Origin of the sequence: Streptomyces jeddahensis (genome assembly GCF_001642995.1) — a bacterium.
Taxonomy (GTDB): domain Bacteria; phylum Actinomycetota; class Actinomycetes; order Streptomycetales; family Streptomycetaceae; genus Streptomyces; species Streptomyces jeddahensis.
Genome location: NZ_LOHS01000081.1, coordinates 1 through 13650, shown reverse-complemented (window position 1 = coordinate 13650; position 13650 = coordinate 1). Strand labels below are relative to the sequence as shown.

The following is a 13650-nucleotide window of genomic DNA, read 5'->3' as shown; positions in this document are numbered from 1 at the left end:
CAGAAGCACTACTCACAGCAACTGCAAGAGCCGCATCCGTCGAGAAAAATGGAATTACACGCACCGCAGACGGGACAAAAGCACGACGCAGCCTGTGCACTGCCGACCTCCTCCACCGCGGCTGCCCACGAGGGCATATGGGGGACAGAGCCGTCCTTCGTGTGCCGACGGGAGGTCGGTCGACCATGAAGGCCACGACGGTTCTGCCCATTCTTCCGCTCTGCCAGCGCCTCTTTCCCTGGAGACTGGCGGGGCTCTCCATCACCCTGCTGAAGGCGACCGCCCTCGAAATCGCGATACTCGCCGGCCACCTCCTGCTGTACCCCTCGGGCATCACGCAAGAGCGCAGAGTCACCCCGCAGCTGCCCCGGCCGGACGCGCCCAAGTTGCCGGCGGAGAGGAAACCCCCCGTCGTTCTGCTGCACGGTTTCATCGACAACCGCTCGGTGTTCGTACTGCTGCGGCGCTCGCTGGCCCAGCACGGCAGGCAGCATGTGGAATCGCTGAACTACTCGCCTCTGACCTGCGACATCCGCACCGCGGCCGAACTGCTCGGCCGCCACATAGAGGAGATCTGCGAGCGCACCGGCCACCGCGAGGTCGACATCGTGGGGCACAGCCTCGGCGGACTGATCGCCCGCTACTACGTGCAGCGGCTCGGCGGCGACGTACGGGTCCGCACGCTGGTCACTCTCGGTACGCCGCACTCGGGCACCCGTATCGCGCCGCTGCTGGACGCGCATCCGATCGTCCGGCAGATGCGGCCGGGTTCCGAGGTCATCGAAGAGCTGAGGCAGCCTGCACCTGACTGCCGTACGCGGTTCGTGAGCTTCTGGAGCGATCTCGACCAGATGATGGACCCGCTCGACACCGCCTGCCTCGACCACCCCGACCTGACGGCGCACAACGTACAGGTGAGCGGGATCGGGCATCTCGCCCTGCCGGTGCATCCCGCAGTGGCCAACGGCATCCGGCAGGCGCTCGACGCGGATGCGGCAGACGGAGCCACGGAGCCCCGGCCGGCCAGCCGAGCCGATGGTCTGACGGTGGCCTGATGTCGAACGCCAGTCGAACGCAGAGCCAAAGCTCTGCCCGCAGTTCGCCGAAAGGCCACTGATTGCCCGTTTCCTGCGTGGGCGAAACCTGCCGAAGATTGTCGCGTCCGCGTACCGCCGGGTACAGTCACCGCACTGCTCTGCCCCTGGGACTGTGTGACTTCAGCGGCCAGCGCCGCGGGTTCAGACCCCAGCTCCTGCTGTCGAGGCGAAAGAGAAGTTGGTGAACGACCGTCACCCGTCGGGGACCGCAACTCCCCCGGCACCGGCAACAGACGCCGACTATGCGCGCTACGACTACGCCTCCTACGACGGGCAGAGCGCACAGCACGGCGGCTACACCGGGTACGACGGCTATTCGACCGACACGTTCTCCACGGGCTCCTACGCCACGGACTCCTACAACACCGGCTCCTACACCAGCCCCGGCTACGAGACCGATCCACTCTTCGGTGACTTCCCAGGCGGCTCGTACGACAGCGGCCAGTGGTCGGGCATGGGAGCCGCGGCCGGCGGCGACGCCACCGGCGCGTATCAGACGCAGACGGTCGCCACGCAGGAGACGCTGAACTACGACCCGTATGCGGCGCAGCACCATGCCGGGTACGAGACCGGCAGTTACGACACGACCGGGGTGTGGGCGTCCGCCGGATATGAGCAGCTTGCAGCCCACATTCCCGCGCAGGCCACCAGGCCGGACGCCGACGGTACGGGCCAGTGGGACTCGGGTGCGTGGGCCGTCGACGGCCAGACCGGTCAGTGGGAGACGCAGGCGAACCAGGCCTTCGACCAGCCGGACCTCGGCCAGCAGTCCTCCGAACAGCATGGTTCCGGCCAACTCACGTTCGATACGCAGGCCTTCGCAACAGGCGCCTTCGGCGACCAGAGCTTCGACACGGGCGCGTACGACGCCACCGCGTGGAACTCCGACGGCGGCTCGACGACGTACGAGTACGAGCGACACGACTCCGCCGAAGGCGGGTCGGCCCCCGAGGAGGGCCTCCGGGGCCACGAATCCGACCACGGCGACGGCGACAGCGACAGCGATCGCGGTCTGCCGCTCGACGAGGCGCCTTCCGGCGAAACGGCGGCTGCACCGCCGGTGCGCACGGTTCGCTCAGAGGGCCGCGTGCCGCGCGCACGGTCCCGCCGGCGCTCCCCCGCCAAACGTTCGGCGCTGCTCACTGTGGCTGTGCCGTCCGCGTGCGTGATGGGTGTCGCGGGCATCGCGGCCGCCTCCGTGAGCAACTTGGGCGACGACGACAGCGCAACGGCCGCGGCCCCGGACACCAGCTCCGTGAAGCCGTCCGTCGCCAACAACAAGCTGGACACCCAGCTGCAGAACCTCTCCGCTGACGCGGGCGACTTCGCCGACCGGGCGAGCCGGACCCAGGAACGCATCGACCTCAAGGCCCAGCAGCAGGCCGAGCGCAAGAGGGCGGCCGAGGAAGCGGCGCGCAAGGAGCGGCTGCGGCCGAAGTTCGCGCTGCCGGTGGCGCAGCATGGGCTCAGCGCCTACTACGGCCAGTCCGGCATCAACTGGATGTCCGTGCACACCGGCATCGACTTCCCCGTCTCCTACGGCACGCCCGTGATGGCCGCGACGGACGGCACCGTACGCGTGCAGTGGAACAGCGCGTACGGAAACATGGCGATCGTGACCGCCAAGGACGGCACCGAGACGTGGTACTGCCACCTCTCCAGCCACAAGATCTCGAGCGGGCCGGTCAAGGCCGGTGACGTGATCGCGTACTCCGGGAACTCGGGCAACTCCACCGGGCCGCATCTGCACTTCGAGGTGCGGCCCGGTGGTGGTGCGGCGATAGATCCGCTGCCTTGGCTTCGGAGCCACGGGATCAATCCGACTTAGCCCTGGTGGGCTCGTCGGCGAAAGTCTTCTCTGGGGGCTCCGCCCCCAGACCCCCGCGTCCCTTGGCCTCAAACGCCGGCCGGGCTGAGAGACGCCCCCGGCCGGGCTGAGACGCCCCCGGCCGGGCTGCAATTGCCCGCCGCTACAGCTTCTCCACCGGTGCGTACCGCAGCAGCAGGCGCTTCGGCTTGGGGTCGCCGAAATCGATCGTCGCTTCTGCGTTCGCGCCCGTGCCCTTCACCGCGACCACTGTGCCGAGGCCGAACTGGTCGTGTGTGACCCGGTCCCCGACCGCGAGAGAGACCACCGGCTTCTCGGACGCCCGGCGTGTGGCGAACCCGGAGGCCCCGGAGGCCGCGCTGCGCGAGCGCGACGAGGACAGTGAGGCGGCGACGCCGGAGGCCGGGCCGGAGGAGACGGGGGCGGCTGATCCCGTCCGTTTCCATTCCATGTGGTGGGCGGGGATCTCCTCCAGGAAGCGCGACGGCGGGTTGTACGCCGGCTGACCCCAGGCGCTGCGCAGCGTGGACCGCGTCAGATAGAGGCGCTCCTGCGCGCGCGTGATCCCGACGTACGCCAGGCGCCGCTCCTCCTCGAGCTCCTTGGTCTGGCCGAGCGAGCGCATGTGCGGGAAGACGCCGTCCTCCATGCCCGTCAGGAAGACGACGGGGAATTCGAGGCCCTTGGCGGTGTGCAGGGTCATGAGGGTGATGACGCCGCTGCCCTCCTCGTCCTCGTCCGGGATCTGGTCGGAGTCGGCGACGAGCGCCACCTGCTCCAGGAAGTCGGACAGGGAGCCTGCCTCGCCTTCGGCACGCTCCTGCTCGAACTCCAGGGCCACGGCGGCGAGTTCCTGGAGGTTCTCGATGCGCGTCTCGTCCTGGGGGTCGGTGGAGGCCTGCAGCTCGGCGAGGTAGCCGGTCCGTTCGAGTACGGCTTCGAGGACGGTCGCCGGGCCCGCGCCCGATTCCACGATGGTGTGCAGCTCCTCCATCAGCGTGTTGAACCGCTTGACGGCGTTGGTGGAGCGGGCAGCCATGCCGTATGCCTCGTCGACGCGGCGCAGCGCCTGCGCGAAGCTGATCTTCTCGCGCTGGGCGAGGGCGTCGATCATCGCCTCGGCGCGCTCGCCGATGCCGCGCTTGGGGACGTTGAGGATGCGGCGCAGCGGGACGGAGTCCTCCGGGTTCGACAGCACGCGCAGATACGCGAGGACGTCCCGGACTTCCTTGCGCTCGTAGAAGCGGACGCCGCCGACGACCTTGTACGGCAGGCCGACGCGGATGAAGACTTCCTCGAACACACGGGACTGGGCGTTGGTGCGGTAGAAGACGGCGACGTCGCCCGACTTCGCCTCGCCCGCGTCCGTCAGCCGGTCGATCTCGTCGGCGACGAACTGTGCCTCGTCGTGCTCGGTGTCGGCGACATAGCCGGTGATCATCGCGCCCGCGCCGGCGTTCGTCCACAGGTTCTTGGGGCGGCGGCTCTCGTTGCGCTCGATGACGGCGTTGGCGGCGCTCAGGATCGTCTGCGTGGAGCGGTAGTTCTGCTCGAGGAGGATCGTGGTCGCGTCCGGGTAGTCCTCCTCGAACTGGAGGATGTTGCGGATGGTGGCGCCGCGGAAGGCGTAGATCGACTGGTCCGCGTCACCGACGACGCACAGCTCGGCCGGGTCCGGGTCGTCGTCCCCGCCCGGCTGGCCCACCAGTTCGCGCACGAGCGCGTACTGGGCGTGGTTGGTGTCCTGGTACTCGTCGACCAGGACGTGCCGGAAGCGCCGACGGTAGTGCTCGGCGACGTCCGGGAAGGCCTGGAGCAGATGGACCGTCGTCATGATCAGGTCGTCGAAGTCCAGCGCGTTCGCCTCGCGCAGCCGCGACTGATACAGGGCGTAGGCCTGCGCGAGGGTCTTCTCGAAGCCGTCGGCGGCCTGCGCGGCGAAGGTCTCCTCGTCGATGAGCTCGTTCTTGAGGTTGGAGATCTTGGCGCTGAAGGACTTGGGCGGATAGCGCTTCGGGTCGAGATCGAGGTCGCGGCAGACCAGGGCCATGAGGCGCTTGGAGTCGGCGGCGTCGTAGATCGAGAAGCTCGAGGTGAAGCCCAGCTTCTTCGACTCGCGGCGCAGGATGCGCACGCAGGCGCTGTGGAAGGTCATCACCCACATCGCGCCCGCGCGTGGGCCGACGAGGTGCTCGACGCGCTCCTTCATCTCGCCGGCGGCCTTGTTCGTGAAGGTGATCGCCAGGATCTGTCCGGGGTGCACCCCCCGCTCCGCGAGCAGATACGCGATGCGGTGCGTCAGCACGCGGGTCTTGCCGGAGCCGGCGCCGGCCACGATGAGCAGCGGCGAGCCGGCGTGCACGACGGCGGCGCGCTGCTCGTCGTTCAGCCCGTGGAGCAGCGCGGCCGGGTCGATGGCAGGGCGGGGCGCGCCGTCCCGGTAGTACGCGTCCCGGGGCGGCGGAGGCACGTCGAACCGGCCCTCGAACAGGTCGTCCGGGATGTCTTCCGGGGCACTGTCCTCGGGCGGCGGCGGGGGCTCCTCGTCCACGTCCCGCGGTGCGGGCTGGAGGGCGGCCAGGAAGCTGTCATCAAAGAGGCTGCTCATCGCTTCTCGAGTCTAGGCCGCCGCACCGACACCCACTGCCGCCTTGGGAAGTCGGGCCCCCGCCGCCTTCGGCACGAGGCCCGGGTATGAACGCGAGGGACCCGCCGTCGTGGCGTTGTGCCCACCCTCCCCCAGCTACCGCTGGGAGGTGCCCCCAGCCATGCGGAACGACTGCCCACAACGTGGCGTGGGTCTTCCGTTTTGCTCAGCAATTTCTCCTATGTCCCCGCCGAAGAGTCAAGGTCACGAAAATGTATCGGGCATATCGAACATCAACCTTCACAGGGGCCACACGGGTTGGCTAGCGTGCCCGGCGGGCTGCCCGTACCCCGCCGGCGAACGACGCCGGGACGGGTCGCCTGCGCCGAGTCCGGTGCGCCCGCACGGCAGCCGGAGCCGGGGACCCACTCTGATCTTGGGGTGAATCGGTCCGGTACCGAATGCGCGCGGCAGGCCGCGCGCAGAAGGCGACGGACCGTAGGGCAGTCCTTCCGAACCACCCGCCCGAACCCGACAGCTAACCCGGTAGGCGGTCCACGGAAGGAGTCGCCTCCCTTGGCGTCGCACCGCAAGCCGCGGAACACCGGCCAGCTCATCCCCGGCCTCCGTACGTCCCCCGCGGTCGGCTTCACCGCCGCCGCCCTCACCTCCGTGGCGCTCATGTCACAGACCGCGACCGCCGCGACCGCCGCGCCGAAGCCCAGCCTCGAAGAGGTCCAGAAGAAGGTGGACGACCTCTACCGTCAGGCGGGGGTCGCCACCCAGAAGTACAACGCGGCCAAGGAACGCACCGACCAGCAGCGCACGCGCGTCGACGGGCTGCTCGACGACGTGGCCGAGCGCACCGAGAAGCTGAACGAGGCACGCCAGGAGCTCGGCTCGTTCGCCGCCGCGCAGTACCGGACCGGGTCGGCCGTCTCCGGCACCGCCACGCTGCTCCTCGCCGAGGACCCCCAGGAGTACTTCGACCAGAGCCAGCTGATGAACCGGCTCACCAGCCGGCAGAAGGAAGCGGTCGACGACTACCAGACGCAGCAGATCGAGACGACGAAGAAGCGCGAGGAGGCGACGGAGTCCCTCGAGACGCTGACCGAGTCGCAGGCGGACCTGAAGGCGAGCAAGCAGGACGTCCAGCAGAAGCTCAGCGAGGCGCGCGAGCTGCTGTCGAAGCTGACCGCCGAGGAGAAGGCGCGGCTCGCGGCGATCGAGCGAAAGAAGGAGGAAGAGGCCCGGCGCAAGGCGGAGGAGCTGGCACGGCAGCAGGCCGAGGAGGAGCGGCAGCGCCAGGAGGCGCAGGAGCAGGCCGAGCAGGAGGCCACCGCCGGTTCCGGGACCGACAGCGGGAGTGACTCCGGCAGCGCCGGCTCCAGCACCGGGTCCTCCAGCTACGCCGCGCTGGCCGCCAAGGTCATCGACTTCGCCGAGGCCCAGATAGGGAAGCCGTACGTCTGGGGGGCCACGGGTCCCGGCTCGTACGACTGCTCCGGGCTCACGCAGGCCGCGTGGAAGGCCGCCGGGGTGTCGCTGCCGCGCACCACCTGGGACCAGGTGAAGGTCGGCACGACCGTCTCCGTCGACAACGCCCAGCCCGGTGACCTGGTGTTCTTCTACGACGACATCAGCCACGTCGGGATCTACATCGGCAACGGCGAGATGATCCACGCGCCGAAGCCGGGGGCGAACGTGCGGGTCGAGTCGATCTACTACATGCCGATCCACAGCGTGGTGCGGCCGGTGTAGCCGCCGCGGCAGCATGGAGCAGGGGGTCTGGGGCTTCGGCCCCAGACCCCCTGCTGCGTCGGGTCCACGGGATGCGTCGCGTCCGTCAGATCCACAGGATGCGTCAGGTCCGTCTGGTCCGTCAGGTCCACAGAACCGCGATGAACACGTTCGCCATGGTCGCCAGACCCACCAGGCCGAACGCCCTCTTGTCCACCGTCTCCTCGTCGCGCTTCACGTACACGAGCCCGAGGATCACGATCAGCAGCGCCAGCTTCACGCCGATCTTTATGTTGTTGACCGGCTGGTCGTCGGCCTGGTTGAGGCCGACCAGGATCACGCCCGTGACGAGCATCGTGAGCGCGCCGTGCAGCATCGCCGGGCCGAACCGGGCGGTGCCCTCGCCCATCGCCTTCATCTGGGTGAGAAAACCTCCCAGGAGCGAGGCGATACCGATGATGTGCAGGCCGACGAAGAGATGGATGAGTACGTCCATGAGGCCGGAGCCTAACCGGGCCGGTAGCACCGTCCTCCGGGCAGGGGTGCCCCTTGCGGCGCAACGGTCACAGGCGTACGGCAAGGGGGCGGCGGCCTGTCGGGCCCGCGGTCACATACAGACACTGGACAGTCCACTCCGGCCAGTTGCGCACATCGCGTCACCAGTCGGCGACGGGCGGGTTTAGCGTGCTTCCCCAGGTGCCCGGCTCCCCACCGCCGCCCGGGCCAGGGGCGGCAGTCGGACACCTCCGCCGAGAAGGTCCGGCGGCGGCGCGCTCCCCCTGTGCGGGCCGCCGCCGGACACCCGTCCCCACCGCGGTTCCCTCGGCGGCCGCACGCCCCCGGAAGGACGTGGAGCCCCGTGGCAGCGCACCGCAAGCCCCGACAGCGCTCGCTCAGCGGCCATACGGCCCGCACCGCCGCCACCACCCTCGCGCTCGCCGGAGCGGCGACCGCGACGGCCTTGGACGGCACCGGTCACGCGGCGCCGGATCTCACCCCCGCCCAGGTCAAGGCCAAGGTCGACGAGCTCTACCACGAGGCCGAGGTCGCCACCGAGAAGTACAACGGCGCCAAGGAGCAGGCCGGTGAGGCCGAGAAGGCAGTCGACGAGCTGCGCGACGAGGCGGCGCGCAGGATGGAGCGGCTGAACTCCGCGCGTGGTGCGCTGGGTTCGGCCGCCGCTGCGCAGTATCGTTCAGGCGCCCTCGACCCGGGCGTGGAGCTGGCGCTCTCCTCCGACCCCGACCAGTACCTGGAGCGCGCGGCGCTTGCAGAGCGCGCCGGGCACCGCCAGGCCGCGGACGTCGCAGGAGTCCAGAAGCAGCTCCGGCAGATCGAGCAGCTCCGCGAGGAGGCCGACGGCCGGCTCGACGAACTTCAGGCCCGTGAGGCGGAACTGAAGCGGCACAAGAAGACGGTGACGGCGAAGCTGTCCGAGGCGCAGCGGCTCCTCAACCGCCTCTCGGCGGACGAACGCGAGGGAATCTTCGGGGCCGGGGGCGCGTACGGCGACTCCGGTTCCGGCGGTCCGGGGGCCCTTCCCGACGGATCGGCCGTCGCCGCCCCCAACTCCCGGGCGGGCGCGGCGATTTCCTACGCGTACCGGGCGCTGGGCAGGCCCTACGTGTGGGGCGCCACAGGGCCGAACGCCTTCGACTGCTCCGGCCTCACCCAGGCCGCGTACCGCTCGGCGGGCGTCTCCCTGCCCCGCACGACGTATGCCCAGATCGACGCGGGCCGGCGCATCCCGCGCTCCGAACTGCGCCCGGGTGATCTGGTCTTCTTCTACTCGAGCGTGAGCCATGTCGGCATCTACGTGGGCAATGGCCGGATGATCCATGCCCCGAACCCGAGCGCACCGGTACGGATCGCACCCATCGACCAGATGCCGTTCGCGGGGGCGACGCGGGTGGCGTAGTGGCGACGCGACGGCGCGGGTGGCGTAGCGGCGATGGCGCGGAGGCGTAGCGCGACGGCACCGGGGGGCGGAGCGGCGCCGGTGACGACTGCGGCAGAGCCGCCGTAAGCGCATCCGCGCCCCATACCCCCCGGCGCATATCGACGCGAACAAGGACAAGCCCACTTGGTTAGGCCCTCCTCTTAGGGGAAGCCGAATACCGACGATTCCCGTTGCTCAGGGGGATCGCCGGAGCGGTCCAGGATCGCCGGAGCGGTCCCCGCCGAAAGGAGGAGACACCCCATGAGCACGACCATGGAGTCTGTCGACGTGGACGTCCCGCTGCACACCGCGTACAACCAGTGGACGCAGTTCGAGGAGTTCCCGAATTTCATGGAAGGCGTGGAACAGGTCAGGCAGATCGACGACCGGCACAACCACTGGGTGACGAATGTCGCCGGGGCCCGCAGGGAGTTCGACACGGAAATCGTCGACCAGCTCCCCGACGAAAGGGTCGCCTGGCGCACCACGTCCGGCGAGGTGAAGCAGAAGGGCGTGGTGACCTTCCAGCGCCTCGACGACACGCACACCCGGATCAACCTCGCCCTTGACGTCGAGCCCCATGGTGTCGCGGAGAAGACCGCCGACATGGCGGGCATCATCAGCCGCCGGGCCAAGGGTGACCTGAAGCGCTTCAAGCACTACATCGAGGAGCGCGGCCACGAAACGGGCGCCTGGCGCGGCCGGATCACTCCGGGGGGCTGACCGCTTCTCGTTCTCCCGACGCGGAACGGAGGTGATCCGCGATGGCGCGAGCGATCTGGTCGGGCGTCCTCAGCTTCGGCCTGGTGACGGTCCCCGTATCGCTGTACACGGCCATCGAGGACCACACCACGCACTTCCGCCTGCTGCAGCGCGGCACCTCCGACCGGGTCCGCAACAAGCGGGTCAACGAGCGCACGGGCCGGGAGGTGCCCTTTGAGAACACCGTCAAGGGGTACCCGCTCGGCGACGAGGAGGAGGGCGCGGAGTACGTCGTCGTCGAGCGCGAGGAGCTCGACCGGATCGCCCCCGGAAAGTCCCAGCTGGTGGAGATCAGCGGCTTCGTGGACCTGAACGACGTGGAGCCGGTGTACTTCGACAGGACCTACTACCTGGGGCCGCGCGGCAAGGAGTACGTGAAGGTCTACCAGCTGCTGCGCACGGCCCTGGAGAGATCGAACCGTGCCGGGATCGCCACGTTCGTGATGCGCAGCAAGCAGTATCTGACGGCCGTGCGGGCCCAGCCCGGCGTCCTCGTCCTGCAGACCATGCACTGGGCCGACGAAATACGCGATCCGCAGGAGACCGTGCCCGGCCTGCCGGAAGGTATGGATCTGTCCGGCAAGGAATCCGGGAAGGAAGTGGACCTTGCGCTACGCCTCATCGACGGTCTTTCGGTCGACTGGAATCCGGAGGAATACCGGGACACGTACGAGGAGAAGGTGGCGGAACTCGTCGAGGCCAAGCGCCAGGGCGAGGAGACCGCGGTCGCGCAGGCGCCTCCCGAGGCCACCAATGTCGTAGACCTCATGCAGGCCCTTCAGGCCAGCATCGACCGGGCCGGGGAAAGGGCCGGCGGTAAAGGACGCAAGAAGGCTGCCGGCGGCAGTCCGTCGGCCGTCCGGAAAGCGAAGCGGGAAGCGGGGCCGGAACTGAGGAGAATGAAGAAGGAAGAGCTTTACGAGCGGGCCACGGAAATCGGGGTTCCGGGCCGTTCCCGGATGAACCGCGAAGAACTCATCGACGCCTTGAGCAAGGCCACTCGGCGGAAGAAAGCCGCCTGAGAGAGACAGATAGGTGAAGATCATGCCAAGAGGATCCAGCCAGAAACGAGAGCGCCAGTACGAGCACATCAAGGAGAGTGCCGAACAGCGCGGAGAGAGCACGAAGCGAGCCAAGGAGATCGCGGCCCGCACGGTGAACAAGGAACGCGCGCAATCCGGCGAGTCCCGCACCGCCAGCCGCAGTTCTACGCAGGACAAGTCCCCGTCCAAGCGCGGCGGAGAGCGGTCCCGCTCCGGCTCGCAGGAACCGACGTACGACCAGCTGTACGCGGAGGCGAAGCGGCGCAACATCGACGGGCGCTCCAGCATGAACAAGGCGGAGCTGAAGAGGGCGCTCGGCAGCTGAACGCTCCGCTGGGAGTGCCGTTTGCCGCGATGGGCCGTCGATCATCTGCGGCGCCGTCGTGGCTGGTCGCGCAGTTCCCCGCGCCCCTTCAGGGGCGCGGCTGGTCAGACCAGGCGGCGTGCTGTGGCCCAGCGGGTCAGTTCGTGGCGGTTGGAGAGCTGGAGTTTGCGCAGCACCGCCGAGACGTGCGACTCGACCGTCTTCACGGAGATGAACAACTGCTTGGCGATCTCCTTGTACGCATAGCCGCGGGCGATGAGCCGCAGCACCTCGCGTTCGCGCTGGGTGAGGCGGTCCAGGTCCTCGTCGACCGGCGGAGCGTCGGTGGACGCGAACGCGTCGAGGACGAAGCCGGCCAGACGCGGTGAGAAGACCGCGTCGCCCTCCTGCACGCGGAAGATCGAATCGACCAGATCGCTGCCGGTGATGGTCTTGGTGACATAGCCGCGTGCGCCGCCGCGGATGACGCCGATGACGTCCTCGGCGGCGTCCGAGACGGACAGCGCCAGGAACCGGACGGGCCGCTCCGCGTCGGCCATCAGGGAGGCACAGCGCCGCAGCACCTCGACGCCTCCGCCACCGGGCAGATGCACGTCGAGCAGCACCACCTCCGGGCGCGTCGCGGTGATGACCGCGACCGCCTGGTCGACGTCGGCGGCCTCGCCGACCACCTCGACCCCGGTCTGCTCGGTCTGGCCGATCTCGGCCTGGACTCCCGTGCGGAACATACGGTGGTCGTCGACCAGGACGACCCGTACGCGACGCCCGGCCGCGCCCGCGGCAGGCTCCGCAGGATCGTTCGTCCCGATCGGCTCGTTCGCCCCCGCCACGTCGCTCATGACGTCTTCTCCGCCCTCTCCATGGTCAGCTCGACCTCGGTGCCGCCGCCCGGCACGGCACGCAACCGCGCCGTACCGCCGTTGCGCTGCATACGGCCGATGATCGATTCTCGTACGCCCATCCGGTCCTCGGGGACGGAGTCGAGATCGAAGCCCGGCCCCCGGTCCCGGACCGACACAAAGACGGTCCCGTCCTCGACCTCGGCATAGACCTGTACCGCCCCGCCCTCGCCACCGTACTTGGCGGCGTTCACCATTGCTTCCCGCGCGGCCTGCATCTGTGCGCCCAGTTTCTCGTCGAGCGGGCAGTCCCCGACGACCACGACCTCGATGGGGACGCCGTGCTTGTCCTCGACCTCGGCGGCGTTGCGCCGTACCGCCTCGGCGAGCGTGTCCGGCTCCTCGGCTGCGTCTTCCGCGGACTTGCCGTAACCCTCCGGTTTGTACAGCCAGGCGCGCAGGTCGCGCTCCTGTGCGCGGGCCAGGCGCCGGACCTCGCCGGGGTTCTCGGCGCTGCGCTGGATCAGCGTCAGCGTGTGCAGGACCGAGTCGTGCACGTGTGCGGCGACCTCCGCCCGCTCCTGTGCGCGGATACGCATCAGCCGTTCCTCGGACAGGTCCTGGGTCATGCGGACGAGATAGGGACCGGCGAGCAGGGCTATGCCGACCAGGACGGCGAGCGCCGCCTGGAGCACGGAGCCGAGGTGCTCGGCCGAGCCCTGCAGCACGAAGATGCCGGTGACTCCGGTGCCGACGAGCAGGACGCCCGCCGCCGAGCGCAGGAGGGTCAGGGTGCGGCGGCGCCGGCCGACCTCCATCCAGCGGGCCCGCCGCGCGTTGTCCGCCTGCCGCCAGACCAGGGCGACACCGGCGCCCACCAGCAGGGCCGGCCACAGGTACGCCTTGGCGGGGCCGCCCAGGTCGACGTTGCCGACGAAGACCATGGCCACGACGACCATGGCGAGGAGGGCGACGATCTGGCCCTTGTCCGGTTTGCGGGCCACGAGTCTGCGGCGACCGTCGGGGGCCGTCTCCGTGGTGACCGCCGGGGGGCGCTCGGCGTCGACGCCGCCGACGCCGAGCGGGACGAAGAACCAGAACGCCGCGTAGAGCAGGGCGCCCAGGCCGTCCGCCATGAACAGGCCGACGAAGACGAGCCGCACCCAGCCGACGGGCAGGCCGAGGTGCCCGGCGAGGCCCCTCGCCACTCCGCCGAGCCAGCGGCCGTCGCTGCTGCGGTAGAGCTTGCGGAGGGGGCGCGGGGCGGTGGTGGGGGCGGCGGCTTCCGGCATGCCACCGATGGTCACATGCCTCGCGGCGCCGGTCATCAGGGTTGGACCCGGAGACGTCCCTGACGGGACTGGCCGTGGGCCTTCTGCGTTGGGCGCCGCCCTGAGACGGGGTCCGGGTACGACGCGAGGGCACCGTACGTCGTGGGTTGTGCCCACCCGTTCCGCCCTGCGGAACGATTGCCCACAACGGGAGCGGCG

Annotated in this window: 11 protein-coding genes and 1 riboswitch; of the genes, 7 read left to right on the top strand and 4 right to left on the bottom strand. The window is 69.5% G+C overall.

The genetic code is table 11. The features are described 5' to 3' along the window. Positions 1-185 precede the first annotated feature (185 nt). The gene (locus tag STSP_RS16865) at positions 186-1055 is read left to right on the top strand and encodes a lipase family alpha/beta hydrolase (protein ID WP_067278331.1); all 870 of its coding nucleotides are present in this window, start codon (positions 186-188) and stop codon (positions 1053-1055) included. A gap of 223 nt (positions 1056-1278) precedes the next feature. Then, on the top strand, positions 1279-2925 hold the full coding sequence (locus tag STSP_RS16860) for a M23 family metallopeptidase (protein ID WP_067278329.1): 1647 nt from the start codon (positions 1279-1281) through the stop codon (positions 2923-2925). Between the two features lie 142 nt (positions 2926-3067). Here the strand turns inward: STSP_RS16860 and pcrA are convergent, their stop codons facing one another. Then, entirely contained in the window at positions 3068-5533 is a 2466-nt protein-coding gene (pcrA, locus tag STSP_RS16855) for a DNA helicase PcrA (RefSeq protein ID WP_067278320.1), read from the bottom strand. Between the two features lie 352 nt (positions 5534-5885). Continuing rightward, positions 5886-6080: riboswitch (cyclic di-AMP (ydaO/yuaA leader) on the top strand. An 8-nt stretch (positions 6081-6088) separates the two neighbouring features. Here pcrA and STSP_RS16850 point away from each other — a divergent pair. Beyond that, a complete protein-coding gene (locus STSP_RS16850) occupies positions 6089-7273 on the top strand; it encodes a C40 family peptidase (RefSeq protein WP_067278317.1) in 1185 nt (394 codons plus the stop codon). Positions 7274-7394: 121 nt separating this feature from the next. Here STSP_RS16850 and STSP_RS16845 read toward each other — a convergent pair whose 3' ends face one another. After that, the gene (locus tag STSP_RS16845; protein WP_067278316.1) at positions 7395-7748 is read right to left on the bottom strand and encodes a hypothetical protein; all 354 of its coding nucleotides are present in this window, start codon (positions 7746-7748) and stop codon (positions 7395-7397) included. A gap of 363 nt (positions 7749-8111) precedes the next feature. Here STSP_RS16845 and STSP_RS16840 point away from each other — a divergent pair, with 363 nt between their 5' ends. The 4 genes from STSP_RS16840 (at position 8112) to STSP_RS16825 (ending at position 11321) form a co-directional block, all read left to right on the top strand. Then, complete coding sequence (locus STSP_RS16840; RefSeq protein WP_067278313.1) at positions 8112-9170, top strand: C40 family peptidase; 1059 nt, start codon at positions 8112-8114, stop codon at positions 9168-9170. A 282-nt stretch (positions 9171-9452) separates the two neighbouring features. Beyond that, complete coding sequence (locus STSP_RS16835; RefSeq protein ID WP_067278310.1) at positions 9453-9914, top strand: SRPBCC family protein; 462 nt, start codon at positions 9453-9455, stop codon at positions 9912-9914. 41 nt (positions 9915-9955) lie between these two features. Then, positions 9956-10975 (top strand): non-homologous end joining protein Ku, encoded by a 1020-nt coding sequence (ku, locus tag STSP_RS16830; protein WP_067278307.1) that lies wholly within the window; start codon positions 9956-9958, stop codon positions 10973-10975. Between the two features lie 22 nt (positions 10976-10997). Beyond that, complete coding sequence (locus STSP_RS16825; protein ID WP_067278557.1) at positions 10998-11321, top strand: plasmid stabilization protein; 324 nt, start codon at positions 10998-11000, stop codon at positions 11319-11321. A 104-nt stretch (positions 11322-11425) separates the two neighbouring features. Here the strand turns inward: STSP_RS16825 and STSP_RS16820 are convergent, their stop codons facing one another. Then, positions 11426-12160, bottom strand: a complete 735-nt coding sequence (locus STSP_RS16820; RefSeq protein WP_067278304.1) for a LuxR C-terminal-related transcriptional regulator — start codon at positions 12158-12160, stop codon at positions 11426-11428. Next, complete coding sequence (locus STSP_RS16815) at positions 12157-13452, bottom strand: ATP-binding protein (protein WP_198547365.1); 1296 nt, start codon at positions 13450-13452, stop codon at positions 12157-12159. The genes STSP_RS16820 and STSP_RS16815 overlap by 4 nt, the downstream gene beginning before the upstream one ends. Between the last annotated feature and the right edge of the window lie 198 nt (positions 13453-13650).